Genomic DNA, 23,984 nt, shown 5'->3' on the forward strand with positions numbered 1-23,984 from the left:
TCCAGGGACCGTGCGCCGCTGGCGACGGCCATGGCGACGGCGGTCTGCAGCGCGCTGAGCTTCAGCGAGTCGAGGGCGACGGTCCCTGCGACGTACGTACGCCCGGTCTCGTCACGCACGGCCGCGCCTTCGGGCACTGCGTTGCGGGCGCGGGTGGAGCGCGCGAGGGTGATGAGCTTCTGGTCCTCGGGACCGAGGGGGGCGGCAGCGCCCCGGCCGTCCTGGGTGTCCCGGCCGTCCTGAGTGTCCCGGCTGTCCTGGCTGTCCTGGGTGGTCATGCCCCGAGCATAGGAAGCGCTCAGGCCTTCTTGTTTCCGGGGCCTTCCTTGGTGACCTTCTCGACCTTGGCGACGGACTTGGTGAAGGCGTCCGCGAAGGCCTGCGTGTCGGCCTTCAGGAAGCTCATCTCCGCCGTGGTGACGATCGCTCCGGCGACGCGCGCGTTGGCGACGTCGTACTGCATGGACGGCATCTCCGGGTCCGCCGAGGTGATCCTGAGACGCAGGCCCTGGGAGTCCTGGCCCGCCTTCGGCACGGACAGGTCCTCGTACACCACGGTGACCTTGTCGCCGTCGACCTTGCCGGTGAAGTTGCGGCAGCTCGCGGGCAGCGGCGGCTCCTTCATCAGCTTCTGGGCCTCGGCCTCGGTGTACGCGGTCACCCCGCCGACCAGGATCGGCCCCTCCTCCGACTTGGTGAAGCCCACGACGGCGGAGTTCTGGGGCTTGGGGCCCTTCTCGGAGCCCACCACCGCCTCCAGCAGGAACTGGCACTCGGGCTTGTCGGCCTTGCCCATCCCGAACTCGGTGTTGCCGGCGTCGCTCGCCGAGATGTCGTTCTCCTTGCTCCAGCCGGTGGGCATGTCCTTCACCTCCAGGAGGGAGGACTCCACCTGGCGCTGGGTGAGCGGCACGACGGCCGGCGGCGCCGAGGGCTTCGCGGCGGCGGGCGACTTCTTCGCCGCGGGCTTCTGCTCCGCGTCCGCACCGCCTCCGCACGCGGTGGCCAGAAGGACGGACGAGGCGGCCAGGCCGACGGCGGCGGCACGGAAGGTACGAGTACGCACGGGAGCTCCCGAAGAGAATGTTCGATTTACCTCCGGAATTTAAACGGAAGGTAAAAGAAACACCAAATCCGGACAGAATGTCCCGGAAAGGGCGATTTCTCCCCTACGGCTCCCCTGTCCGGAGCCTCTCAGCCCGCCACCGGATACATCGCCCCGCGCCGCCCCTCCGGCGTCGCCAGCCACTCCAGCTTCTCCGCCGTCCCCGTGCCCGGCCGCGGCGTGTGCAGCACGATCACCAGGTCGGGGCGGGCCGGCACCCGGAGCTGGGTGCTCTCCATGCACAGGTCGCCCACCACCGGGTGGATCAGCTCCTTGTTCGTCTGACCGCCCGGTGCGATGTCCCTGCGGGCCCACAACTCGGCGAATTCCGGGCTGAGTTCCTTCGCCTCCGCGACGATCGCCTGGAACCCCTCGTCGTCCGGGCACTCCGAGCACGCCGACCGGAACTGGGCCACCACCCGGCTCGCGATCTCCTCCCAGGCCCTGGACCTGGAGCGGTATACGGGGTCGCTGAAGAAGGAGAGCAGACAGTTCTGGACGACGTCGGGGCGCATCCCGAGGACCGCCGCCGCGGCGTCGTTGTACTGCACCGCGTTCCAGTACACGTCCATGATGTGCGCCGGGTACGGCATCCACGCGTCGATGAGCCGCCGCAGCCCGCCGCACATGTCGGTGTCGCCCGGATCGACCTCGGGGGCGGGCGGGTTGAGCCCGGCGAGTACGTACAGGTGACGGCGCTCCGAGCTGTTCAGCCGCAGCACCCGCCCCACCGAGTCGAGCACCTGCGGCGACACGGTGATGTCCCGCCCCTGCTCCAGCCACTGGTACCAGCTGACGCCGACGCCCGCGAGCACGGCGACCTCCTCACGGCGCAGGCCCGGGGTGCGGCGCCTGGCGCCGCCGTCGGGAAGTCCCGCCTGGGTGGGGGTGATCCGGGCCCGACGGCTCATCAGGAACTCGCGCAGCTCGCTGAGCCGGTGCTCCTTCATGCTCCTGTGCGCGCCGTCGCCCGTACGGTGTGCTGCCGTCGTCATGCCGTGTCTCCCCCTGCTTCCGGCTGCCTGGTGGTGGCGCCAACAGGATAAGTTCCCGCTCCCCACGGACATTCCGGGAAACCCAAGCTGTGGCACATGGCACTCGACACACCCACTCCCCCCACCAGGTCCCCTGCACCGGCCGCACCGGTCCGGACCCCTGCCCCCGCCCCCGAGCGGCTGACCGGCCGCACCGGTCTCGTGCTGTTCGTGCTGTGCGCCGCGCAGTTCATGGTGGCGCTCGACTTCTCCGTACTGAACGTGGCGCTGCCCGCCCTCGGCGCCGACCTCGGCATGAGCCGGTCCGCGCTCCAGTGGGCGGTCACCGCCTTCGCGCTCCCGTCCGGCGGCTTCCTGCTGCTCTTCGGCCGCATGGGCGACCTGTTCGGCCGCCGCAAGCTGTTCCTGGCCGGCCTCGCCCTGTTCGGCACGGCGTCCCTGCTCGCCACCTTCGCCTGGGACCCGGCGTCCTTCCTGGCCGGACGCGCCCTCCAGGGCATCGGCGCCGCAGCGATCGTCCCCACCGGAATGTCGCTCCTCACCACCACCTTCCCCGAGGGCCCGCAGCGCGACCGCGCGCTGGGCATCAGCGGCACGCTGCTCTCCCTGGGCTTCACCGTCGGCATGGTCCTCGGCGGCGTCCTCACCGACACCCTCGGCTGGCGCTCCACCATGGGGCTGCTCGCGCTCTTCACCCTGATCGTGCTGCCGCTCGCCCCCGGCATCCTGCGCGAGTCCCGCAACCCGGAGCGCCCGCGCCTGGACGTCCCCGGCGCGATCACCGTCACCGGCGGTCTGCTCGCCCTGATCTACGCCCTGTCCACGGCCGCCGTACGCGGCTTCGGCGGCGCCGACGTGATCGTCACCCTCGTCGCGGGCCTCGCGCTCCTCACCGCCTTCGTCCTCATAGAGGCGAGGGCGGCGGCCCCCCTCGTCTCGCTCCCCATGCTGCGCCGCCCGTCGGTCGCCTGGGGCAATCTGGGCGGTCTGGCCACCTTCGCGACGATGACCACGGTCGTCTTCGTCCTGACCCTGTACCTCCAGGAGGTGCTGCACCTCTCGGCCTCGCAGACCGGCCTGGTCTTCGGCGTGCAGGGCGTGCTGTCGGTGGTCGCGGGCACCCTCACCCCGAAGGTCGTCGGCCGTCTCGGCACCCGCCGCACCCTGGTGGTGTCCCTGCTGCTCCAGGGCCTGCTGATGGGGGCGCTGGTGACCATCGGCGAGGAGTCCGGGGCGCTGCTCGTCACGGTCCTCGTCTCGCTCGCGAGCATGGCGCACCTGGGCGCGATCGTCTCGTACGGGCTCACCGTCACCTCGGGCGTCCCCGACTCGGAGCAGGGCCTGGCGACCGGCCTGGTCACCACCACCCAGCAGGTGTCCATGACGATCGGCATCCCGCTCCTGGGCGTCCTGGCCACCACCCAGGGCGACCTCTTCACCGGCGTGCGCCTGGTCCTGGGCCTCGCGGGCGCCCTGGCCGTCGCCACCGCCCTGCTGGCCGCCTACGGTCTGCGCGGGCGTGCGGTCAGGGGCGGTCGAGCCTGAGCCGGGTCGCCCTCGGCATCCCGGCCACCACCAGGTCGTACGAGTCCTCGACCAGCTCGCGCACGAGCCGGTCGGGGACCGTTCCGTCGAGGGTGACGGTGTTCCAGTGCCGCTTGTTCATGTGCCACCCGGGCACGATCGCGGGGTACTGGGCCCGCAGCCGGAGCGCATTCTCCGGGTCGCACTTCAGATTCACGGTGAGCGGTACGGAATCGAGCGCGCTCAGCGCGAACATCTTCCCCAGCACCTTGAAGACGGAAGTCTCCGGGCCGAAGGGGAACTCCTCGACGGCTTCATCGAATTCGAGGCAGAAGGCACGGAGCCGGGCGGGTTTCATGGGCGCCAGTATGCCGGGGCAGCGTGTGAGGACGGGCGGGCATCTTCGGCCCGTCCGGCGTTTGAGGACGCACGGCGCAGCCGGGCACGGGGCGCAGCCTTGGACATCAACCCCCACCGGCCCGCGCGCAGAAACCCGCCCCTACTCGGCGTCCTCGGACGCCACCGGCTCCGCCAACACCGTCACGATCTTGTTCCGCCGCCCCGCGGGCGACTCCGCCGTCAGCCGCAGCCGCCGTCCGTCCGGCAGGTCGACCGTCGCCGAGGCCCCGGCGATCGGTACCCGCCCGAGGGCCTTCGCCAGCAGCCCTCCGACCGTCTCCACGTCCTCGTCGTCGTACTCGTCGAGCCCGTACAGCTCCCCGAGGTCGTCGATGTCGAGCCGTGCGGTGACCCGGAAGCGCCCGTCCCCGAGCTCCTCGACCTGGGCGACCTCGCGGTCGTACTCGTCGGTGATCTCGCCGACGATCTCCTCCAGGATGTCCTCGATGGTGACGATCCCGGCCGTGCCGCCGTACTCGTCGATGACCACCGCCACGTGATTGCGCTCCTGCTGCATCTCGCGCAGCAGATCACCCGCGTTCTTCGTGTCGGGCACGAAGACCGCCGGCCGCATCGCCGTCGACACGAGGTCCGACTCCGAGTCCCGGTTCACATGTGTCTTGCGGACCAGGTCCTTCAGGTAGACGACACCCACCACGTCGTCCTCGTTCTCCCCGGTCACCGGGATCCGTGAGAACCCGGACCGCAGCGCCAGCGTCAGCGCCTGACGGACCGTCTTGAAGCGTTCGATCGACACGAGGTCGGTCCTCGGCACCATCACTTCGCGCACCAGGGTGTCGCCCAGTTCGAAGACCGAGTGGACCATGCGCCGCTCGTCGTCCTCGATGAGCGACTCCTGCTCGGCGAGGTCGACCATCGCGCGCAGCTCCGCCTCGCTCGCGAAGGGGCCCTTGCGGAAGCCCTTGCCGGGGGTGAGGGCATTGCCGATGAGGATCAGCAGCTGCGGGATCGGCCCCATGATCCGGGCCAGCGGCAGCAGTACGTACGCCGAGGCCGTCGCCGTGTTCAGCGGATGCTGGCGGCCGATGGTGCGCGGCGAGACGCCCACCGCGACGTAACTGACGAGCACCATCACCGCGATGGCGACGAGCAGCGCCTGCCACGTCTCGGCGAAGACTTCGAGGAAGCCGTACGTCACCAGGACGCCGGCCGCCATCTCGCAGGCGACACGCGCCAGCAGGGCGACGTTCAGATACCGGGTGGGGTCGGCGGCCACCTGCGCGAGCTTCGCGCTGCCGCGCTTGCCCGCCCGTACCGCCTCCGCCGCCCGGAAGCTCGTGACACGGGCCAGGCCGGCCTCCGCGCACGCCGCCAGCCAGGCCACGACGACCAGGGCGACGGCGCCGACGATCAGTTGCGGGCTCATGAGACGGTCGGCGCCGGGGACGGGCCTTCGAGGCCCTTCTCCGCCCGCCAGCCGTCGACGATGGCCGCCTGGAGGCCGAACATCTCGGCCTTCTCGTCGGGCTCCTCGTGGTCGTACCCGAGGAGGTGCAGCACGCCGTGCACGGTCAGGAGCTGGAGCTCCTCGTCCATGGAGTGCTCGGTGTCGGCGTCCTTGCCCTGCTGCTCGGCGACCTCGGGGCAGAGCACGATGTCGCCGAGGAGCCCCTGCGGGGGCTCCTCGTCGTCCTTCGTCGGCGGACGCAGCTCGTCCATCGGGAAGGACATGACATCGGTCGGACCGGGGAGGTCCATCCACTGGATGTGCAGCTGCTCCATGGCGTCGGCGTCCACGACGATCACCGAGAGCTCGGAGAGCGGGTGGATGCGCATCCGCGTGAGGGCGTAGCGGGCGATGTCGAGGATCGCCCGCTCGTCGACCTCGGTTCCGGACTCGTTGTTGACGTCGATCGACATGGTGCGCTTCTGCTCTACTTCCGGGTCTGGCCGCCTCGCCCGTTCTGGGTTTCGTTGCGGCTGTCGTACTGCTCGTACGCGTCGACGATACGGCCGACGAGCTTGTGCCGTACGACATCCTCCGACGTGAGCCGCGAGAAGTGGATGTCCGGGACGCCCTCCAGGATGTCCTGGACCTGGCGCAGACCGCTCTTCGTGCCGGTCGGCAGGTCGACCTGGGTGACGTCGCCCGTGACGACGATCTTCGAGTCGAAGCCGAGGCGGGTGAGGAACATCTTCATCTGCTCGGTGCTGGTGTTCTGCGCCTCGTCCAGGACGACGAACGCGGAATTCAGCGTACGGCCGCGCATGTACGCCAGGGGGGCCACCTCGATCGTCCCGGCCGCCATCAGGCGGGGGATGGTCTCGGGGTCCATCATGTCGTGCAGCGCGTCGTAGAGCGGGCGCAGATACGGGTCGATCTTGTCGAAGAGCGTGCCGGGCAGGAAGCCCAGGCGCTCGCCGGCCTCGACGGCGGGGCGGGTCAGGATGATCCGGTCGACCTGCTTGGACTGGAGCGCCTGGACCGCCTTCGCCATGGCGAGGTAGGTCTTGCCCGTACCGGCGGGGCCGATGCCGAAGACGATGGTGTGCTTGTCGATGGCGTCGACGTACCGCTTCTGGTTGAGCGTCTTGGGGCGGATGGTGCGGCCCCGGTTGGAGAGGATGTTCTGGGTGAGCACCTCGGCGGGGGTCTCGGTGACCGCGCCGTTCCCGTGCCCGTCCTTTCCTTCGCCCTTGCCGCTTCCGTTGCCGTTCGCCCTGAGCATGGCGATCGAGCGTTCCACTGCGTCCTCCGTCATCGGCTGCCCGGTGCGGAGCACCAGCATCATCTGATCGAACAGCCGCTGGATCAGGGCGACTTCCGCCGGATCCCCCGTAGCGCTGATCTCATTTCCCCGGACGTGGATGTCGGCCGCCGGGAAGGCCTCTTCGATCACGCGCAGCAGGGCGTCGCCTGATCCGAGCACCATCACCATGGGGTGCGTGGCAGGGATCTTGAACTCGGCGCGGGCCTGCGGCTGCTGTGTGGGTGTCTGAGTCATGGGCCGGCACTGTGGCCTGCACATACCTCCCGTTGCAGGGTTCTCGCTGCTCGACAACCTCTGGAATCCCAAGCGTACGACTCGCCGCTGACAACACCGAGGGGTTTTACCTCCGGGGTTCTACCTGCGTGCGCCGCGCCCGGAACCGCGCGCTAGGCCCGGAACCCGATCGTCGGCACCGCCCTGCGCAGGGGCCACGGCCGTGCGTCCGCCGGAAGGAGGTCCTCCAGGAACGCGTACCGGCGCAGCGCCTCCCGGTCCTGGGCGTCGTGCCCCTGCACCTGCTGCCACCACGCGCCGATCTCCGCCCAGCCGGGCGCGGACAGCGAGCCGCCGAACTCCTGCACGGAGAGGGCGGCGGTCAGCCCCGCGAAGGCGAGCCGGTCGGCGAGCGGCCAGTCCGCGAGGGTGCCGGTGACGAAACCGGCGACGAAGACGTCCCCGGCGCCGGTCGGGTCCAGTGCCTCGACGGCGATGGCGGGCACCTCGGCGGTCTCGCCGGTCGAGCCGTCCACCGCGTACGCGCCCTCGGCGCCCAGGGTGACGACCGCGAGCGGCACCTTCTCGGCGAGCTTGCGGGCGGCTCTGCGGGGGCAGTCGGTACGGGTGTAGCGCATGGCCTCCTCGGCGTTCGGGAGGAAGGCCTCGCAGTGCTCCAGGTCCGCGAGCCCGGCCAGGTCCCAGCGGCCGGTGTCGTCCCAGCCGACGTCGGCGAAGAGCTTGGCGCCGCAGCGGGCGGCGGACGCGGTCCACTCCTCGCGGCGGCCGGGGGCGAGGGACGCGATGGCGGCGCGCGCGCGAGGGGGGCACGAGGGGAAGGGCGCGGAGCCGCCGGGCGGGGGCGCCTCGTGGCCGTGCGAGACCATGGTGCGCTCGCCCTCGTACGCCATGGAGACGGTCACCGGGGAGTGCCAGCCGGCGACCGTACGGGACATGCCGAGGTCGATGCCTTCGCCGTCGGCGAGGGCGTCCCAGCAGTACTCGCCGTAGTGGTCGTCGCCGAAGGCCGCGGCGAGGGAGGTGTGCAGGCCGAGGCGGGCGAGGGCGGTGGCCATGTTGGCGACCCCGCCGGGGCTGGAGCCCATGCCGCGGGCCCAGGTCTCGGTGCCCCGGACGGGGGCGCTGTCGAGGCCGGTGAAGATGATGTCCAGGAACACGGTGCCGGTGAGGAACACGTCGCACGCGGGGCCGTCGGGGGCACGCATGCCGTCGAGGGGATCGACCCGGTGGGCGGGGTCGGCGCCCGGGCCGTGGCGGTGGTGGTCGGCGTAGCGGTCGCCGAAGTGCTGGTGCGTACTCACTGGTCGCTCCCCGTGGTGCGGTGCGTGTGCTGCCGTTTTGCGGCCAGTGTGCACGATCGGCGGGGCCGGACGGGCGCTCTGTGAACGGGGTGTGACGTGTGGCTGCCGAGCGGTCCGCCGACGGGTGGGTCCGCCGGCGGACTGGTCGGCGGACGGCGGTCGGATCGGCGGCGGTCGGGTCGGCGGGCGGCGGACGGCGGGCAGCGGGCGGCAGGCGGCAGGCGGCAGGCGGCAGGCGGCAGGCGGCAGGCGGCAGGCGGCAGGGTCAGTGGATGCGGTGCTCGGTCCAGAAGGGCGTGAGGTCCTTCCGGGTGGCCGCCTGCGCGGCGCGCTTGAAGTCGGCGGTGGTGGAGACGCCCTGCCAGTGGTCGCGGGCGTAGCCGCGCAGCATGGCGGCCATGGCGGGGCTGCCGAGGGTGCGTTCGAGGTCGTGGAGGGCGCAGGCGCCGCGTCGGTAGACGACGCGGCTCCACCCGTCCCGCCTGCCGTCCGCGTAGTAGCCCATGGAGCGGGTGAGGGCGTCGGTGTCGCGGGCCCAGTCGCCCAGGTCGGCCCAGCAGGTGGTGGTGTCCGAGCGCCAGTAGAGCTCGGCCGCGTACTGCGCGAAGGCCTCGTCCAGCCAGGGCGAGGCGTACTGGTCGTTGCCGACGGCTCCGTACCACCACTGGTGGGCGATCTCGTGCACGGCCCCGCCGCCGTCCGCCTCGGTCCACACCAGGACGAGGCCGGGAAACTCCATGCTGCCGATGGTGTCGAAGCGGTCGCTCATGACGAGGTCCAGCTCGTCGTGCGGATAGCGGCCGAAGCGCTTGCCGAACTCGTCGACGGAGCCGGCCGCTTCCTCCAGTCCGATGGCGACGCCCTCGGGCGGAGTGCCGGCCGTCCAGTAGGCGTTCAGCCGGATCCCGCCGGGCGAGGTCACGGTTTTCGTACGGAAGGGGCCCGCGGCCCACGCGAAGTCGCGCACCCCGCGTGCCGTGCTCGTGCTGACCGTGCGGCCGGGGCCGCCCGCACGCCGGACGGTGGTGCCCGTCGCGGGGACCTTGAGGGCGCTCGGGTGGTCGAGGGCGACCCGGAAGTCCCCGGCGAGGGTGTAGTAGCTCTCGCCGAAGCCGACGTCGGGGTCGAGGTGGCGGCCCTGCGCGTCCCGCACGGACAGCAGCGGCAGCGCGTTGCCGAGGTAGCGGTGCGCGCCGTCCCTGCCGAAGCGGTGGACGCGGTCCGGCACGGCGATCGAGACGTCGAAGGACACGCTCGTACGGGCCTTGTACGGCAGCGGCTTCGGCAGGTCGATGCGCAGGGCGGAGCAGCCGACGGTGAGCGGCTGCGGGGTGCCGCCCTCGACGCGGTCCACGCGGACCGGGGAGGGCCTGCCCGGAGCGCCGCAGCCGTCGGCGGGGTTTCCGTTGCCCCACAGGCGTACGTCGACGAAGCGCAGCGGGGTGCGGGAGGCGTTGCGGAAGGAGGCCGTCTGCCGGCCCGTCCAGTGCGAGCCGTCGGCGTCGCTGCGCAGGCGCACGTCGTAGGAGGGCCGGTCGGGGGTCCGGGCGTGCTGTGCCGGTTCCGGTTCGGCGGGTCCCACGAGGGCCCGTGGCGGTTCCGCGGGGGCCTGTGCGGCGGCGGACTGCGGTACGAGCAGTACGGCCGAGAGTGCGAGCAGCAGTGCGCGCCAACGTCTCATCGAGGTCATGACAAGGACGGTAGGGCGGCGGCCCTCCCGGACGGGCGAGTTCCGCCCGGACGGGCAAGTCCCGGGTGTGCGGGCAAGTCCCGGACGTGCGGGCAAGTCCCGGACGTGCGGGCAAGTTCCATGCGTGCGACGGCAGTTGTCGCCTCCGCAGGCCCTCGCGGGGCTCACACCCGCTTGGGCACCGGCACCCGCATCAGGTCGTCGGCGACGGTCAGTTCGCCCTCGAAGCCGGCCGCGCGGGCCTGCCGTTCGAACTCCTCGGGGTCGCTGTATCGCTGCGAGAAGTGCGTCAGGACCAGATGCCGTACGCCCGCCTCCTGCGCCGCCCGGGCGGCCTGCCCGGCGGTGAGGTGGCCGTGGTCGGTGGCGAGGCGGACGTCCTCGTCGAGGAACGTGGACTCGATGACGAGCATGTCGCAGCCCTCGGCAAGCGCGTGCACGCCGTCGCACAGGCGGGTGTCCATGACGAATGCGAAACGCTGTCCGCGGCGTTCCTCGCTCACCTCTTCGAGGGCGACGCCGTTCAGCGTCCCCTCGCGCTGGAGGCGGCCCACGTCCGGGCCCTTGATGCCGTGGGCGGCGAGCTTCTCGGGCAGCATGCGGCGGCTGTCGGGCTCGACCAGGCGGTAGCCGTAACTCTCCACCGGGTGCGACAGCTTGTGGGCGTGCAGGGTGTACGCGGGAGTGGTGGCCAGGACGCCGTCGGCGGACACCGGGACCTGGGCGATGTCCACCGTCTCGCGATAGGCCGTGGAGTACCGCAGCCGCTCGAAGAAGTGCTGCCCGCTCGCCGGGTAGTGCGCGGTGACGGGGTGCGGGACCTGGTCGAGGTTGATGCGCTGGACGACCCCGGCGAGGCCCAGCGAGTGGTCGCCGTGGAAGTGCGTGACGCAGATCCGGTTGATGTCATACGCGGCGACCCCGGCGCGCAGCATCTGGCGCTGGGTGCCCTCGCCGGGGTCGAAGAGGAGGCCCTCGGCGTCCCAGCGCAGGAGGTAGCCGTTGTGGTTGCGGCGGCGGGTGGGTACCTGGCTGGCGGTGCCGAGGACGACCAGTTCACGTGCGGACACGGTGCTCTCTTGCTCTCTTTGCTCTCTGTCGAACCGGGCTCGTCCGCGTTCGTCCGCGCGTATCCGGGCCTGTTCGGGCTTGTCCGCGCCTGTTCGGGCTTATCCGGGGGGCCAGTTGAGGCCGCGTCCGCCGAGGACGTGGGCGTGCGCGTGGAAGACGGTCTGCCCTGCTCCCGCGCCCGTGTTGAACACGATGCGGTAGCCGCTGTCCGTGAGCTTCTCGTCGAGGGCGACCTGTCCGGCCTCGCGCAGCACGTCCGCGGCGATCTGCGGCTCGGCGGCGACCAGCGAGGCGGCGTCCGGGTGGTGCACCTTGGGGATGACCAGGACGTGGGTGGGTGCCTGCGGGTTGATGTCGCGGAAGGCGACGGTCGTCCCGCTCTCGCGGACGACGGTGGCCGGGACGTCCCCTGCGACGATCTTGCAGAACAGGCAGTCCGCCTGCGGTTCGCCTGCCATGGCGTGCCCTCCTCATGATGCGGTGATCGGGTACGGCGCATGCTATCCGTACGGCGGCGCCGGGCTTCGGCCCGTTCGCAGCGCCCCTCAGCGGCGCATGCCCGCCCGCTCGAACCAGATCGTCAGCAGCGTAGGCACCAGCGCCAGCCAGAACAGGATCTGCGGCACCAGCCGTTCCGTCCACGGCACGGCGACCACGGCGACCGCGCACAGGGTGCACCAGGCGGCCTGGCCGACGGCGACCTTCCCCCAGAAGTTTGTCCTGACAAACATGCCCATGCTGAGCCGCACCCCGGTGCGCATCCTGCGGTAGCGCCGCCACGCACCGAACGCCCACACCGCACCCATCACGGCCAGCGCGTACAGGCGGGTGCCCAGCGGCGCGGGCAGACCGGCGTCCTCGCCCTCGCCGGGGAAGAGCCGTCCGGACACTCCGGCGATCGCCACGCACAGCAGGGCGAGCCAGCGGGTGCCGCGCAGCATCCGGTAGACGGCGCCGTCGAGGGCCTTGTGCATCTCCTTGTCCTGCGGGAGGACGGAGAGCGCCGTCGCGTAGGAGTCGGCGACCTCCGACAGCTTCGCGGAGGGGTCCGCGGCCCTCGCCTCGGCGAGGACCTTGTGCGCCCACTTGCACTCGGGGTCGAGGGCGAGCGCGGCCCTGGCCGAACTCTCCACCAGGTCCTGCCTCTTGAGGAGGTACGCGTAGCTGTAGACCGCGTGGTGCGCGTCCGGCTCGTCGGGTGCGAGCCGTACCGCCTCGAAGGCCACCTCCAGCGCCGCGGGCCACTGGTCGAAGGGGTGCATCATCGCCTTGGCGAGCGCGACGTGCGCGCTCCAGGAGTCCGGTGCACAGCGAACGGCCTCCCGTCCCGCAGCCAGCGCCTTGTGCCAGTTGGGGGCTCCGTGGAAGAAGTAGGAGCGCAGGATGTGCGCGTACGCGTAGTCGGGGGCGCACGCGAGGGCCTGGTCGAGCGCCCGCTCGGCCTCCTCGTACTCATCGGCCCTCAGATGGCAGCGGTGCATCCGCGTCCAGGCCTTCGCGTCGGACGGCTCCTCGGCGAGCCTGCGGGCGATCAGCTCGCGGGCCTCTTCGGTCCTGCCCAACTCCAGGAGGAGGTCCGCCTTCTCGACGGCGTCCTCCAGGCTTCCCGCCGTGCCGTTCACAGCTTCCGCTTCCTCTTGAGGTGGGTGAGGAGGTCGTCGTACGTACCGCCGTCGTTGGCGAACAGCGCCACGTTGCGCGCGGACGCGAACCACGCCTCGGTGGACGGCTTGATCTGCTTCGCGGCGCCCACCAGGTCCTTCGTGTTGATCATGCGTACGGTGCCGGTGCGCGCGGAGTCCATGAGCGCCGCCTCGGACGCGGTGTCGCAGACGTGCGCGAGGTCGGCGCCGGAGAAGCCGTCCGTGGCCTTGACGAGTCTGCCCAGGTCGACGGAGTCGATGGGACGTTCCCGCAGGTGGTAGCGGAGGATCGACTCGCGGGCGGCCTCGTCGGGCGGCAGCACCAGCAGGGTGCGGTCCAGCCGTCCGGGGCGGCGCAGCGCGAGGTCCACGTCCCAGGGGACGTTGGTGGCGGCCAGGACGAAGACGCCCTCGTTGTCGCCGTCGGCGCCGTCGAGTTCGACGAGGAGCTGGTTGACGGCGTTGCGCAGCCCGCTGTGGTGCGAGCGGCTGCGCTTGGCGCCCAGCGCGTCCAGTTCGTCGAGGAAGACCACGCAGGGGGCCTTGGCGCGGGCGGCCCTGAACACTGCGTGGACGTTCTTCTCGGACTGCCCGACGTACATGTCGAGGACGTCGCTGAGCGACACCGACATGAAGGACGCGCCCAACTCCCCGGCGATCGCACGCGCGATGAACGTCTTGCCGCAGCCGGGCGGCCCGTACAGCAGCAGTCCGCCGCGCAGGCTCTTGCCGAACAGCCTGCGCAGCTCCGGGTTGCGCATGGGTGCCAGGAACGCCGCTTCCAGGCGGTCCTTGACCTCCTGCATGCCGCCGACGTCGGCGAGGCGGATGCGGCCGGGCGCCTCGATGTCGTACGCGGGTGCGTCGCCGGGGTCGCCGCTGCCGTCGGAGTTGAGCGGACGCCCAACTCCCGTGGGCGGTCCGTCCGCTGCCGTGTCGCCGGCAGCCGGGGCCGCCGCTGCCGTGTCGCCCGTCGCGGCGAAGCGCGGCGGCACCACGTCCCCCACCTCCTGCTCGGCGGCCCGCCAGTCGAACCCTGCCGGGGTCTGCGGCCCGGACGGCGCGGGGGCCTGCCCCACGGGCGCCCGTGGGGCCTGGGCCACCGACACCACTGGCTCCTGCGCGGGCGCCGGGGCCACGGGCCCTCCCATCGCCCGCGCCATCAGCGCCCGCGCCTGCGGATCGCCGGGCGCGTGCGTCAGCGCGACGGCCGCCTCCGCGACGGCGGCGTCGCCCCACCCGGCGTCGAGCAGCAGCTCGGCGAGGTGCAGCCGCAGGGGTACGTCGTCGGGGGCAGCCGCAACGGCCGCGCGCAGGCTGCGTATCAGAGGTGACTCGTCGGACATGCGGTCAGCCTACGAAGGCGGCACACGCCAGCGACGAGGCGGGTCGGGAACACACCTTCCTGCGGCCACGCGGGTCGGGAAACACGCACCCCTGCGGCCACCGGGGTCGGCAACAGCCCCGCGGCGCCGCTGCGGCGCCCCTACGGCCGTCCCAGCCCCGCCAGCAGCAGCTGTCCGTACTCCCGGTGCGCCAGCGGCAGCCGGAACGTGCCGTCGTCCTCCGGCAGCACCACCGACGCGTCGATCAGCGCGGACAGGGCGCCGTCGCCCGCGAACACCGTCTCGACCTGTTCGGCGGTGAAGTTCCCGGTGAACGCCGACAGCCTTGCCCACAGCAGCCGTTCGGCCCGCCCGCACAGATCGTGGCTCCACGCGATCGACCTCAAGAGGGTGCGGTGCCGGGCGGGCTCCTTCGGACCGTTTATCAACACCCCGAACCGTGCCCCCGGTTCGCACAGACTGCCGTAGAGCTGCTGCGGGGTGACGGCCGTGCCCAGGGTGCGCGCCGCGAGCAGCACGCTCAGCGGGTCGCCGTCGAGACGCTCGGCGAGCAGCCGGGTCCAGAACACCGGCAGGTCCACCCCCTGCATCGCCGCCTTCTCACGGAGGAGTTCGACGGTCTGCTCGCGCGACAGCGGGCGCAGCGGCACCCGGTGTTCGCCGGGCACGCCGATCGGGCTGCGGCTCGTCATCAGGATCTGCAGACCGGGGCACGAGTCGTGCAGCCTGCCCACCAGGTACGCGCAGCCCACCCGGACGCGCTCGCAGGTGTCCAGCACGAGCAGCCCGCGCCGCCCCGCGAGGAGCCGCAGCACCGCCTCCATCGGGTCCGTCCCGCTGCCGGGAGCGGTCCCGGCGTGCAGGGCGGCGGCGACGGTCTGCGGGACGAGCGCGGCGTCGGCGCAGTCGGAGAGGTCCGCGCGGTGGACGGGGAGATCCGTGACGGACTCCGCCAGGCGGGCGGCAAGGTGCGACTTGCCCACTCCGGCGGGCCCGGTGAGGGTCACCAGCCGGGTGTCGGCGAGGACGTCGAGGAGCTCACCGAGGGCCGGCTCGTGGGGGATGCGGGGGACGGGGAGGCCGTATGCGGGAGGCATGCGCCCACTGTGGCGGGCACCGGCCCCACCGCGCGCCCCCGAGGGCCGGAGATCCGTACACCTAATTCCCCTGGTGGGAACTACGTAGGTATGCGCGGCCGCGGTGGCGCCGCGCACCCCGCGGGCGCGGACGGCTGTGGCGGCAACCGGCCTCGATGTCGGCGGGCATCGCGCGCACGCCGCGGGCGCGGACGGCTGCCCTCCCGGGCCTGCCCGGCACACGCGCACATCTCTGCCCCGCCGCCACCACTGCGAACCCCGCACACCACCTGGTGTTTGCCGCTCACTTGTCCGAAGGGCAGTTGCAGGTGGGCCGCGGATCGGGGGCCGGGTCGGGCGCGGGGTCGCGAGGCGCGGTCACCGTGACGGTGACGGTGGGCCTCGGGTCGGGCGCGGGGTCGGGTTCGGGCGGGGCGACGGTGATGGTGGTACGTCCAACGGGCGGCGTCGGGTCGGGGTTCCCGGTCGGCCAGGTCGGTTTCCAGGTGGGCCGGTGCGTGGGCCCCGTGGTCGGTGTGGTCTCCGTGGGCGGCCTCGAAGTCGGGTCGGTGGTGGGGGCGTTGCAGTTGCCCATCCCGCTCACCCGGAACACGGTCCGCCCCGACACCGTCGCGGTCAGGTCGCCGCGCACGCACCGCCCGTCGCGCTCGTCGGTGACCTTGCCCGTGATACGGATCTCGCGCCCGCCCCGGTCCTGGCCCTCGCACGCGACGGTGGCGACGTTGCGGACGGGCGGGGCGGAGGGGCCGGTGGTGCCGGTGACCCCGACGGGGTTGGCGGTGACCCTGCCGTTCTCCCCGACGGTGGCCGTGCAGGTCATCCAGTTGACGTCGACCCCGGCGCGCTGCAGTGCGCCGGTGCCTGTCTGGTCGGTGGTCAGCGCGACCGCGAAGGAACTCAGACCGCCCGCCGTACCCGGCTCGCACGCCACGACGCCCGCCACCGCCGCACCGGCGAAGGCCATCGCCGCGAGGGTGCGCCTGTGCCGTATTCGCCTCATTGCCCCCATGGGGGGCAGCCTGCCACCGCGCGCGGGGCAGGGACAGGGGCGTTTCAGCCGCCCAGCAGCAGCCACTCCTGGAGTTCCACCAGGTTCCCCTCGGGGTCCTTGAGGTGGGCGCCGCGCATGCGCTCCGTCATCGCGGCGGGTCCGTGCACGAGTACCGCACCGCGCCCGGTGATCTCCTCGCAGTACCGGTCGAGGTCGTCGACCCGCAGCACCACGAACGACCGGTGCCCGGCGGGGTCCGCGGCGAGCTCGCCCAGCAGCTCGGCCATCATGGCCCGGTCCTGGAGGGCGATCCCCGCGGACCCTGTCGTCGGCGAGAACTTCTCGTACGGCCCGTCGGCGAACCCGGACTGGGGCTTCAGCCCCAGCACCTCGCCGTAGAAGCGGTAGCAGGCACGGAAGTCCGAGACCAGCAGCCGGACTTGAGCGAGTTCCATGACGCACTCCTCTTTGAGGTGGTGGAGGACGGGGCTGCCCCCGCAGGAGCTGCTCCCCGGGGGACTGTTCCCTGCGAGGACTGTTCCCTGCGGGGACTGTTCCCTGCGGGGACTGTTTCCCTGCGGGGACTGTTCAGGACCACCGGCCGGTGCGCCCCAGCAGCAGCGCCGTCGCCGCCGTACCCGCCGTGGACGTACGCAGCACACTGCGTCCCAGCCGGTACGGTTTCGCCCCCGCCGCGCCGAAGACCGCCAGCTCCTCCGGGGACACTCCCCCTTCAGGCCCTACGACCAGCACGATGCTGCCCTCTTGAGGGAGCTCCGCGACCGCCAGCGCACCGCTGTCGGCGTCCCGGTCCTCGTGCAGCACGGCGGCGAAGTCGGCGGTGGCCAGAAGTGCCCCCACCTGTTTGGTGCTCATCGCGTCCGCGACCTCGGGGAAGCGGAGCCTCCGCGACTGCTTCCCGGCCTCCCTCGCGGTGGCCCGCCACTTGGCGAGGGACTTGGCGCCCCGCTCGCCCTTCCACTGCGTGATGCAGCGCGCGGCCTGCCACGGCACGACGGCGTCGACCCCGGTCTCCGTCATCGTCTCGACGGCCAGCTCGCCCCGGTCTCCCTTGGGGAGGGCCTGCACGACGGTGATGCGCGGCCGGGGTTCGTCCTCGACGACCGTCCCGGTGATCTTCACGACGAGCCGGTCCTTGCCCTCCGCCGCGACGACGACGCCCACGGCGCCGTTCCCCGCCCCGTCGGCCAGGACGACGTCCTCGCCCTCCCGCAGGCGCCTCACGGACACCGCGTGGCGCCCCTCCGGGCCCTCCAGGACGTACTCCCCGCCCTGCGGCACGCTCTCCACCACGAACACCGGCGCCGTCATGACGTCGACCTCCTCAAAGCCATCTCCGTCCACGCCGAGTCCGCCTCGGCCGCAAGGACCTGTACGAGCCGCCCGGCGGGCAGGTCCCGCGCCAGCCGGTGCCCCTGCCCCGCCCACAGCGCCATGCCCTGGGCGTCGCCCACCCGGGCGGCGGCCCTGCGCAGCCCCGCGGTCATGTGGTGCACCTCGGGATACCCGGACGGGGCGTACGGGCCGTGCTCGCGCATGAACCGGTTGACCAGGCCCCGCGCGGGCCGCCCGGAGAACGCCCGGGTGAGTTCCGTCCGTACGAACAAGGGGTTCCGCAGGGCCTTCTTGTGCACCACGTGCGCCCCGGACTCCGGGCACGCCAGGAACGCCGTCCCCAGCTGTGCCGCGTCCGCGCCCGCGGCCCGTACGGCGGCGATCTGCGCACCGCGCATCAGCCCTCCGGCGGCGATCACCGGCAACTGCACGGTCTCGCGGACCTGCGTCACCAGGGACAGCAGCCCGAGCCCGCTGCTGCCGTCGGTCTGCGGGTCGTCGCGGTGCGTGCCCTGGTGCCCGCCCGCCTCGATGCCCTGCACGCACACGGCGTCCGCACCCGCCCACTCGGCGGCCTGCGCCTCTTCCGGGGTGGTGACGGTGACGACCGTAAATGTCCTGACATTCGTGAGGGCGTCGAGTTCATCTCTGGAGGGGCAGCCGAAGGTGAAGGACACCACGGGCACGGGGTCGTCGACGAGGAGTGCCAGCTTGGCCTCGTACCCGTCGTCGGTGCCGTGGTCGTCGCGCTCGGCGATCGGCGTCTCGTACCAGGCACTCTCACTCGCGAGCTGCTGGCGGTACAGGTCCAGGGCCGCCGGGTCGGCGGCGGGCTGCGGCATGAACAGATTGACCCCGAACGGTTTCGGGGTCAGCGCGCGCAGTTGCTTGATCTCCTCGTACATCCCGTCGGCGGTCTTGTATCCGGCCGCGAGGAAGCCGAGCCCGCCGGCCTCGGACACGGCGCCGGCCAGCTCGGGGCAGGAGGCCCCACCGGCCATGGGCGCCTGCACGATCCCTCGCCGGCACAGCTCTCCCAGCGCGGGCATCACCCTGGACTCAACAGACATGCCCGCATCGTTTCACGACCCCGCCCACCCGCCGAATCGAACGAAAACGGGGCCGGGCCCCGTGGCCCGACCCCGTTTCGCACAACTGACTGTGCCTGCCCGGGGGACGACCCCCGGACCCCCAGCAGGGCATCGGCTGCTCAGCGCCCGTTGAAAGCGTCCTTCAACCGCGAGAACAACCCCTGCTGCCCCGGCTGGAACTGCCCCGTGGGCCGTTCCTCGCCGCGCAGCTTGGCCAGTTGGCGCAGCAGGTCCTCCTGCTGCGGGTCCAGCTTCGACGGCGTCAGCACCTCGACGTGCACGATCAGGTCGCCCCGACCGCCACCGCGCAGGTGTGTCACACCGCGCCCGTGCAGCGGCACCGACTGGCCCGACTGCGTACCGGGCCGGATGTCGATGTCCTCGACCCCGTCGAGCGTCTCCAGCGGCACCTTGGTGCCGAGCGCGCCCGACGTCATCGGGATGGTCACCGTGCAGTGCAGGTCGTCGCCGCGCCGCTGGAAGGTGGGGTGCGCCAGCTCGTGGATCTCCACATAGAGGTCGCCGGCGGGGCCGCCGCCGGGGCCGACCTCACCCTCGCCCGCGAGCTGGATGCGGGTGCCGTTGTCGACACCTGCCGGGATCTTCACCGTGAGCGTGCGACGCGACCGGACGCGGCCGTCACCGGCGCACTCCGGGCACGGCGTCGGCACGACCGTGCCGAAGCCCTGGCACTGCGGGCAGGGCCGCGAGGTCATGACCTGGCCGAGGAACGACCGGGTGACCTGCGAGACCTCACCGCGACCGCGACACATGTCACAGGTCTGCGCGGAGGTGCCGGGGGCCGCGCCCTCGCCGCTGCAGGTCGTACACACCACAGCGGTGTCGACCTGGATCTCCTTGGTGGTGCCGAAGGCCGCCTCGTTGAGGTCGATCTCCAGCCGGATCATGGCGTCCTGGCCGCGGCGGGTCCGCGAGCGCGGGCCGCGCTGGGACGCCGTACCGAAGAAGGCGTCCATGATGTCGGAGAAGTTTCCGAAGCCACCCTGGCCGAATCCGCCCGCGCCACCTCCGCCGGAGGCCGACAGCGGGTCGCCGCCGAGGTCGTAGACCTGCTTCTTCTGCGGGTCCGACAACACCTCGTAGGCGGCGTTGATCTCCTTGAAGCGCTCCTGAGTCTTCGGGTCCGGATTCACATCCGGGTGAAGCTCACGCGCAAGACGCCTGAACGCCTTCTTGATTTCGTCCTGGGAAGCGTCGCGGCGCACGCCGAGTACGGCGTAGTAGTCCGTGGCCACTTACGACTCCGCCAGGATCTGTCCGACGTAACGTGCCACTGCGCGTACCGCTCCCATCGTTCCGGGGTAGTCCATGCGGGTCGGTCCGACCACGCCTAGCTTGGCGACTGCCTCGTCGCCCGAACCGTAGCCGACTGCGACCACGGACGTAGAACTGAGTCCCTCGTGAGCATTCTCATGACCGATACGTACGGTCATGCCGGACTCCGTGGCCTCGCCGAGCAGCTTCAGCAGCACGACCTGCTCCTCCAGCGCCTCCAGTACGGGGCGGATGGTGAGCGGGAAGTCGTGGCCGAAGCGGGTGAGATTGGCGGTGCCGCCGATCATCAGCCGTTCCTCGGTCTCTTCCACGAGCGTCTCCAGAAGAGTCGCGAGAACCGTCGAAACGGTTCCCCTGTCCTCCGGTTCGAACGACTCGGGAAGTTCCTGCACCAGTTGCGGCACGTCGGCGAACCGGCGGCCCACGACCCGGCTGTTGAGCCGGGCCCGCAGGTCCGCGAGGGACACCTCGCCGAACGGCGCCGGACAGTCGATCATCCGCTGCTCGACCCGGCCGGTGTCGGTGATCAGCACCAGCATCAGCCGGGCGGGCGCCAGCGACAGAAGCTCCACGTGCCGCACCGTCGACCGCGTCAGTGACGGGTACTGGACGACGGCCACCTGCCGGGTCAGCTGCGCGAGCAGCCGCACCGTACGGGCGACGACGTCGTCGAGGTCGAGGGAGGCGTCCAGGAAGCTCTGGATCGCCCGCCGCTCCGGCGTGGACAGGGGCTTGACCCCGGCCAGCCGGTCGACGAACAGCCGGTAGCCCTTGTCCGTGGGGATGCGTCCGGCGCTGGTGTGCGGCTGGGCGATGAACCCCTCGTCCTCCAGGGCCGCCATGTCGTTGCGCACGGTGGCAGGCGAGACGCCGAGCTGGTGCCGCTCGGTGAGGGCCTTGGAGCCGACGGGCTCCTCCGTGCCGACATAGTCCTGGACGATGGCGCGCAGCACTTCAAGTCTGCGTTCACTGAGCATCGCGCACACCTCCAAGCCGTGATGTTCCCTGGTGCGGATCGGGCGTACGGGACGGGTGCCCCGGTGCCCTGCCTGGCACTCCCCGCGTGCGAGTGCCAACGATTGTCCGGGCCAGTGTACGGCGGCGGAGTGCTGCCCGGGCAAGGGCGGCAGCTCACGCTAGCGTCACGGTATGGAGATGCGATGGGAAGAGGCCGGCTGGGAAAGTCTCGCTCCGGGCGTCGGCAGGCGCCGGCTGCCGGGCTGGGACGCGACCGTCGGCCTGGTGGCGGGCGCGCACGGGGCGCTTCTGTACGACACGGGGTCGACGCTGCGCGAGGGCGCCGGGATCCGTCTACAGGCCGAGCGGCTGCTCGGCCGCAGAGTGACGCATCTCGCGCTCAGCCATCCCCACTTCGACCATGTGCTGGGGGCGGGCGTCTTCGCGGGCGTCGAGGTGTTCGCCGCCGCCGGCATGGACACGCTGCTCGTCTCCCAGCGGGAGTCGATCTCCACCGACGCGGTGCGTCAGGGGGTGGCGCCCGGCGCCGCCGTCGAGGCCGCGGAGCTGCTGGCCGCCCCGCACCACCTGGTCTCCGGCGAGCGGACCCTCGACCTGGGCGGCGGGCGCAGCGTCCTGTTCGCCAACCTGGGGCCCGCACACAGCGGCCACGACCTGGTGGCCCTCGTGCCGGGCCTTCGGGGCGGCCCCGAGGTCGTCTTCTGCGGGGACCTGGTGGAGGAGTCCGGGGAGCCTCAGGCGGGCCCTGACGCGGTCGGCGGGCGGTGGCCCGAGGCACTGGACCGGCTCCTCTCGCTGGGCGGCGAGGACGCCGTGTACGTGCCGGGGCACGGTGCGGTGGTGGACGCGGCGTTCGTACGGGCCCAGCGCGACGCACTGGCACGCCGTTTCGCGGCCTCCTGACCGAGTCTCCCGGGCGGCGGCCCCGGCAGGTGTCGTAGCGTCTGACGCATGCGCAGCTACAGCCCCGACTTCACCCCGCCCTGGAAGAGGTCGACGCCCGCCCCCGAACTCCCCGCCGAACACGACCTGGTGGTCGAGGAGGTGTCGACGGGCTTCTGCGGTGCGGTGATCCGCACCGAGAAGACGGCGGAGGGTCCGACGGTCACCCTGGAGGACCGCTTCGGCAAACACCGGGTGTTCCCGATGACTTCGGCCGGCTTCCTCCATGAGGGCGCGCCGGTGACGCTCGTACGGCCGCCCTCGGGGGCCGGTCCCGTGCGCCCCGCCCGTACGGCCTCCGGTTCGGTCGCCGTCACGAACGCGCGGGCGCGCGTGGCGCGGGCGGGCCGCATCTACGTCGAGGGGCGGCACGACGCGGAACTGGTGGAACGGGTCTGGGGCGACGACCTGCGCATCGAGGGCGTCGTCGTCGAATACCTGGAGGGCATCGACGACCTGCCGGCGATCGTCGCCGAGTTCGCCCCGGGACCGGACGCGAAACTCGGCGTCCTGGTCGACCACCTGGTGCCCGGCTCGAAGGAGTCCCGCATCGCCGCGCAGGTGACGAACGCCGACGTCCTGATCGTCGGGCACCCGTACATCGACGTGTGGGAGGCCGTGAAGCCGTCCTCCGTCGGCATTCCCGGCTGGCCTCGGGTCCCGCACGGCCAGGACTGGAAGACGGGCGTGTGCCGGGCGCTGGGCTGGCCGGACAACACGGGCGCCGCCTGGCAGCACATCCTGGCGCGGGTCCGCACGTACAGGGACCTGGAGCCGTCCCTGCTCGGTGCGGTGGAGCGGCTCATCGACCACGTGACGGTCGGCGACGTCCCGCAGGGCTGACCGGAGCCGGACCCCGCGGTGGGCCGCCGCGCGAGTTCCCGCGGGCCCGGTGGCGCGGCGCCCCGCCCGGTGCGCAGTCCACGTGGCGCGGCGGCCCCGCCCGGTGCTCAGTCCACCAGGTCCCGCACCACCGCGTCCGCCAGCAGTCGGCCGCGCAGGGTGAGCACCGCGCGGCCCTCGGCGTAAGGACCGTCCTTCAGGAGGCCGTCCCTTACCGCCTTCTCCGCGGCGGCCAGCCCGGCGGGCTTCAGCAGCGACAGCTCGCAGCCCTCGACGAGCCGCAGTTCCAGCAGGATCCGCTCGACCCGGCGGTCCTCGTCGAGCAGCACCTCGCGCCCCGCCCCGGGGGACCTCCCGTCGCCCAGCGCCTGTGCGTAGGCACCGGGGTGCTTGACGTTCCACCAGCGCACGCCGCCGACGTGGCTGTGCGCCCCGGGGCCTGCGCCCCACCAGTCGGCGCCGCGCCAGTACAGCTCGTTGTGCAGGCACCGGCCGGCCTCGGAGGTCGCCCAGTTGGACACCTCGTACCAGGAGAATCCGGCCTTCGAGAGCGCCGTCTCCGTCATCAGGTAGCGGTCGGCGTGCACGTCGTCGTCCGTCATCGGGACCTCGCCGCGCCGGATCCGCCGGGCGAGCTGGGTGCCCTCCTCGACGATCAGCGCGTACGCGCTCACATGGTCGGGGCCCGCGCCGATCGCCGCGTCGAGGGACGCCTGCCAGTCGGCGTCGGACTCCCCCGGCGTGCCGTAGATCAGGTCCAGGTTCACATGGTCGAACCCGGCCGCCCGCGCCTCCGCGACACACGCCTCGGGGCGCCCCGGGGTGTGCGTACGGTCCAGGATCTTCAGCACGTGCTGCTTGGCGCTCTGCATCCCGAACGACACCCGGTTGAAGCCGCCCTCGCGCAGTTCCGCCAGGTACGCCGGATTCACCGACTCGGGGTTGGCCTCCGTCGTGACTTCGCAGTCGTCCGCGAGTCCGAACTCGTCCCGCACCGCCCCCAGCATCCGTACGAGATCGGCGGCGGGCAGCAGGGTGGGCGTCCCGCCCCCCACGAAGACGGTCCGAACGGGCCGCGGATCGTCGCCCAGCACCTTGCGCGCGAGACGCACTTCCTCCACCAGCGTCCCCGCGTAGTTGTCGCGCGAGGCAAGCGCTCCGCCCGACCCGCGGAGCTCGGTCGCCGTGTACGTGTTGAAGTCGCAGTACCCGCAGCGGGTCGCGCAGTACGGCACGTGCAGATAGAACCCGAGGGGCCGCTCCCCCGCCCCCCGCAACGCGTCAAGAGGCAGTGCCCCGTCCTCGGGCATGGGCTCACCATCAGGCAGTACAGAAGGCATGCCCCCATTG

23 protein-coding genes and 1 pseudogene are annotated in these 23,984 nt (G+C 72.0%); 3 read left to right on the forward strand and 21 right to left on the reverse strand.

All coding sequences use genetic code 11. The annotated features are described in order from the left end of the window. From ACWGIG_RS16210 to ACWGIG_RS16220, 3 genes and pseudogenes are all read right to left on the reverse strand, one after another. Positions 1–278 (reverse strand): annotated as a pseudogene (locus ACWGIG_RS16210) (hypothetical protein); the annotation flags it as partial. 20 nt (positions 279–298) lie between these two features. Next, positions 299–1,066, reverse strand: coding sequence for a hypothetical protein (locus ACWGIG_RS16215; RefSeq protein ID WP_453322240.1), 768 nt, complete (start codon positions 1,064–1,066; stop codon positions 299–301). Positions 1,067–1,194: 128 nt separating this feature from the next. Continuing rightward, positions 1,195–2,100, reverse strand: coding sequence for a helix-turn-helix transcriptional regulator (locus ACWGIG_RS16220; protein ID WP_453322241.1), 906 nt, complete (start codon positions 2,098–2,100; stop codon positions 1,195–1,197). A gap of 96 nt (positions 2,101–2,196) precedes the next feature. Here ACWGIG_RS16220 and ACWGIG_RS16225 point away from each other — a divergent pair, with 96 nt between their 5' ends. Continuing rightward, a complete protein-coding gene (locus tag ACWGIG_RS16225) occupies positions 2,197–3,645 on the forward strand; it encodes an MFS transporter (RefSeq protein WP_453322242.1) in 1,449 nt (482 codons plus the stop codon). Here the strand turns inward: ACWGIG_RS16225 and ACWGIG_RS16230 are convergent. The 17 genes from ACWGIG_RS16230 to hrcA form a co-directional block, all read right to left on the reverse strand. Beyond that, a complete protein-coding gene (locus ACWGIG_RS16230; RefSeq protein ID WP_453322243.1) occupies positions 3,626–3,982 on the reverse strand; it encodes an MmcQ/YjbR family DNA-binding protein in 357 nt (118 codons plus the stop codon). The genes ACWGIG_RS16225 and ACWGIG_RS16230 overlap by 20 nt on opposite strands. A 141-nt stretch (positions 3,983–4,123) precedes the next feature. After that, positions 4,124–5,410, reverse strand: a complete 1,287-nt coding sequence (locus tag ACWGIG_RS16235) for a hemolysin family protein (RefSeq protein WP_453322244.1) — start codon at positions 5,408–5,410, stop codon at positions 4,124–4,126. Next, on the reverse strand, positions 5,407–5,904 hold the full coding sequence (gene ybeY, locus ACWGIG_RS16240) for an rRNA maturation RNase YbeY (protein WP_453322245.1): 498 nt from the start codon (positions 5,902–5,904) through the stop codon (positions 5,407–5,409). The genes ACWGIG_RS16235 and ybeY overlap by 4 nt, the downstream gene beginning before the upstream one ends. 14 nt (positions 5,905–5,918) lie before the next feature. Continuing rightward, positions 5,919–6,989 (reverse strand): PhoH family protein, encoded by a 1,071-nt coding sequence (locus ACWGIG_RS16245; protein ID WP_453322246.1) that lies wholly within the window; start codon positions 6,987–6,989, stop codon positions 5,919–5,921. Positions 6,990–7,141: 152 nt separating this feature from the next. Then, a complete protein-coding gene (locus ACWGIG_RS16250) occupies positions 7,142–8,194 on the reverse strand; it encodes a carbohydrate kinase family protein (protein ID WP_453322264.1) in 1,053 nt (350 codons plus the stop codon). A gap of 361 nt (positions 8,195–8,555) precedes the next feature. After that, positions 8,556–9,980: a M1 family metallopeptidase gene (locus tag ACWGIG_RS16255; RefSeq protein WP_453322247.1), complete on the reverse strand. Its 1,425-nt coding sequence runs from the start codon at positions 9,978–9,980 to the stop codon at positions 8,556–8,558. A gap of 164 nt (positions 9,981–10,144) precedes the next feature. Continuing rightward, positions 10,145–11,050, reverse strand: a complete 906-nt coding sequence (locus tag ACWGIG_RS16260) for a ribonuclease Z (RefSeq protein WP_453322248.1) — start codon at positions 11,048–11,050, stop codon at positions 10,145–10,147. Positions 11,051–11,149: 99 nt separating this feature from the next. Next, positions 11,150–11,509: a histidine triad nucleotide-binding protein gene (locus tag ACWGIG_RS16265; RefSeq protein WP_453322249.1), complete on the reverse strand. Its 360-nt coding sequence runs from the start codon at positions 11,507–11,509 to the stop codon at positions 11,150–11,152. 87 nt (positions 11,510–11,596) lie between these two features. Beyond that, the gene (locus tag ACWGIG_RS16270) at positions 11,597–12,673 is read right to left on the reverse strand and encodes a tetratricopeptide repeat protein (RefSeq protein ID WP_453322250.1); all 1,077 of its coding nucleotides are present in this window, start codon (positions 12,671–12,673) and stop codon (positions 11,597–11,599) included. Then, complete coding sequence (locus ACWGIG_RS16275) at positions 12,670–14,040, reverse strand: AAA family ATPase (protein ID WP_453322251.1); 1,371 nt, start codon at positions 14,038–14,040, stop codon at positions 12,670–12,672. Before ACWGIG_RS16275 ends, ACWGIG_RS16270 begins: the two co-directional genes overlap by 4 nt. A 140-nt stretch (positions 14,041–14,180) precedes the next feature. Beyond that, a complete protein-coding gene (locus ACWGIG_RS16280; protein ID WP_453322252.1) occupies positions 14,181–15,137 on the reverse strand; it encodes an ATP-binding protein in 957 nt (318 codons plus the stop codon). A 283-nt stretch (positions 15,138–15,420) separates the two neighbouring features. After that, entirely contained in the window at positions 15,421–16,146 is a 726-nt protein-coding gene (locus ACWGIG_RS16285) for a hypothetical protein (RefSeq protein WP_453322253.1), read from the reverse strand. A gap of 44 nt (positions 16,147–16,190) precedes the next feature. Beyond that, the gene (locus ACWGIG_RS16290) at positions 16,191–16,583 is read right to left on the reverse strand and encodes a VOC family protein (RefSeq protein ID WP_453322254.1); all 393 of its coding nucleotides are present in this window, start codon (positions 16,581–16,583) and stop codon (positions 16,191–16,193) included. A 133-nt stretch (positions 16,584–16,716) separates the two neighbouring features. Further along, complete coding sequence (locus ACWGIG_RS16295; RefSeq protein WP_453322255.1) at positions 16,717–17,460, reverse strand: 16S rRNA (uracil(1498)-N(3))-methyltransferase; 744 nt, start codon at positions 17,458–17,460, stop codon at positions 16,717–16,719. After that, positions 17,457–18,554 (reverse strand): nitronate monooxygenase, encoded by a 1,098-nt coding sequence (locus ACWGIG_RS16300; RefSeq protein WP_453322256.1) that lies wholly within the window; start codon positions 18,552–18,554, stop codon positions 17,457–17,459. Before ACWGIG_RS16300 ends, ACWGIG_RS16295 begins: the two co-directional genes overlap by 4 nt. A gap of 140 nt (positions 18,555–18,694) precedes the next feature. Then, on the reverse strand, positions 18,695–19,831 hold the full coding sequence (gene dnaJ / locus ACWGIG_RS16305) for a molecular chaperone DnaJ (RefSeq protein ID WP_453322257.1): 1,137 nt from the start codon (positions 19,829–19,831) through the stop codon (positions 18,695–18,697). Next, a complete protein-coding gene (hrcA, locus tag ACWGIG_RS16310; protein WP_453322258.1) occupies positions 19,832–20,848 on the reverse strand; it encodes a heat-inducible transcriptional repressor HrcA in 1,017 nt (338 codons plus the stop codon). Positions 20,849–21,020: 172 nt separating this feature from the next. Here hrcA and ACWGIG_RS16315 point away from each other — a divergent pair, with 172 nt between their 5' ends. Beyond that, positions 21,021–21,752 carry an MBL fold metallo-hydrolase gene (locus tag ACWGIG_RS16315; RefSeq protein WP_453322259.1) on the forward strand — a complete coding sequence of 244 codons (732 nt, stop codon included), beginning with the start codon at positions 21,021–21,023 and terminating at the stop codon, positions 21,750–21,752. A 48-nt stretch (positions 21,753–21,800) separates the two neighbouring features. Beyond that, positions 21,801–22,634 carry a DUF3097 domain-containing protein gene (locus ACWGIG_RS16320; protein WP_453322260.1) on the forward strand — a complete coding sequence of 278 codons (834 nt, stop codon included), beginning with the start codon at positions 21,801–21,803 and terminating at the stop codon, positions 22,632–22,634. A gap of 107 nt (positions 22,635–22,741) precedes the next feature. On the opposite strand, the gene hemW is transcribed toward ACWGIG_RS16320, so the two are convergent. After that, positions 22,742–23,974: a radical SAM family heme chaperone HemW gene (gene hemW / locus ACWGIG_RS16325; RefSeq protein ID WP_453322261.1), complete on the reverse strand. Its 1,233-nt coding sequence runs from the start codon at positions 23,972–23,974 to the stop codon at positions 22,742–22,744. Positions 23,975–23,984 lie beyond the last annotated feature (10 nt).

This window comes from Streptomyces sp. NPDC054863 (assembly GCF_053610825.1).

Excerpts from the sequence above, each read along its gene's own strand:
- ACWGIG_RS16220 (WP_453322241.1), bottom strand. The coding sequence starts at position 2,100 with ATGACGACGGCAGCACACCGTACGGGCGACGGCGCGCACAGGAGCATG.
- ACWGIG_RS16225 (WP_453322242.1), top strand. The coding sequence starts at position 2,197 with ATGGCACTCGACACACCCACTCCCCCCACCAGGTCCCCTGCACCGGCC.
- ACWGIG_RS16230 (WP_453322243.1), bottom strand. The coding sequence starts at position 3,982 with ATGAAACCCGCCCGGCTCCGTGCCTTCTGCCTCGAATTCGATGAAGCC.
- ACWGIG_RS16235 (WP_453322244.1), bottom strand. The coding sequence starts at position 5,410 with ATGAGCCCGCAACTGATCGTCGGCGCCGTCGCCCTGGTCGTCGTGGCC.
- ybeY (WP_453322245.1), bottom strand. The coding sequence starts at position 5,904 with ATGTCGATCGACGTCAACAACGAGTCCGGAACCGAGGTCGACGAGCGG.
- ACWGIG_RS16245 (WP_453322246.1), bottom strand. The coding sequence starts at position 6,989 with ATGACTCAGACACCCACACAGCAGCCGCAGGCCCGCGCCGAGTTCAAG.
- ACWGIG_RS16250 (WP_453322264.1), bottom strand. The coding sequence starts at position 8,194 with ATGCGTGCCCCCGACGGCCCCGCGTGCGACGTGTTCCTCACCGGCACC.
- ACWGIG_RS16255 (WP_453322247.1), bottom strand. The coding sequence starts at position 9,980 with ATGACCTCGATGAGACGTTGGCGCGCACTGCTGCTCGCACTCTCGGCC.
- ACWGIG_RS16265 (WP_453322249.1), bottom strand. The coding sequence starts at position 11,509 with ATGGCAGGCGAACCGCAGGCGGACTGCCTGTTCTGCAAGATCGTCGCA.
- ACWGIG_RS16275 (WP_453322251.1), bottom strand. The coding sequence starts at position 14,040 with ATGTCCGACGAGTCACCTCTGATACGCAGCCTGCGCGCGGCCGTTGCG.
- ACWGIG_RS16280 (WP_453322252.1), bottom strand. The coding sequence starts at position 15,137 with ATGCCTCCCGCATACGGCCTCCCCGTCCCCCGCATCCCCCACGAGCCG.
- ACWGIG_RS16285 (WP_453322253.1), bottom strand. The coding sequence starts at position 16,146 with ATGGGGGCAATGAGGCGAATACGGCACAGGCGCACCCTCGCGGCGATG.
- ACWGIG_RS16290 (WP_453322254.1), bottom strand. The coding sequence starts at position 16,583 with ATGGAACTCGCTCAAGTCCGGCTGCTGGTCTCGGACTTCCGTGCCTGC.
- ACWGIG_RS16295 (WP_453322255.1), bottom strand. The coding sequence starts at position 17,460 with ATGACGGCGCCGGTGTTCGTGGTGGAGAGCGTGCCGCAGGGCGGGGAG.
- ACWGIG_RS16300 (WP_453322256.1), bottom strand. The coding sequence starts at position 18,554 with ATGTCTGTTGAGTCCAGGGTGATGCCCGCGCTGGGAGAGCTGTGCCGG.
- hrcA (WP_453322258.1), bottom strand. The coding sequence starts at position 20,848 with ATGCTCAGTGAACGCAGACTTGAAGTGCTGCGCGCCATCGTCCAGGAC.
- ACWGIG_RS16315 (WP_453322259.1), top strand. The coding sequence starts at position 21,021 with ATGGAGATGCGATGGGAAGAGGCCGGCTGGGAAAGTCTCGCTCCGGGC.
- ACWGIG_RS16320 (WP_453322260.1), top strand. The coding sequence starts at position 21,801 with ATGCGCAGCTACAGCCCCGACTTCACCCCGCCCTGGAAGAGGTCGACG.
- hemW (WP_453322261.1), bottom strand. The coding sequence starts at position 23,974 with ATGCCTTCTGTACTGCCTGATGGTGAGCCCATGCCCGAGGACGGGGCA.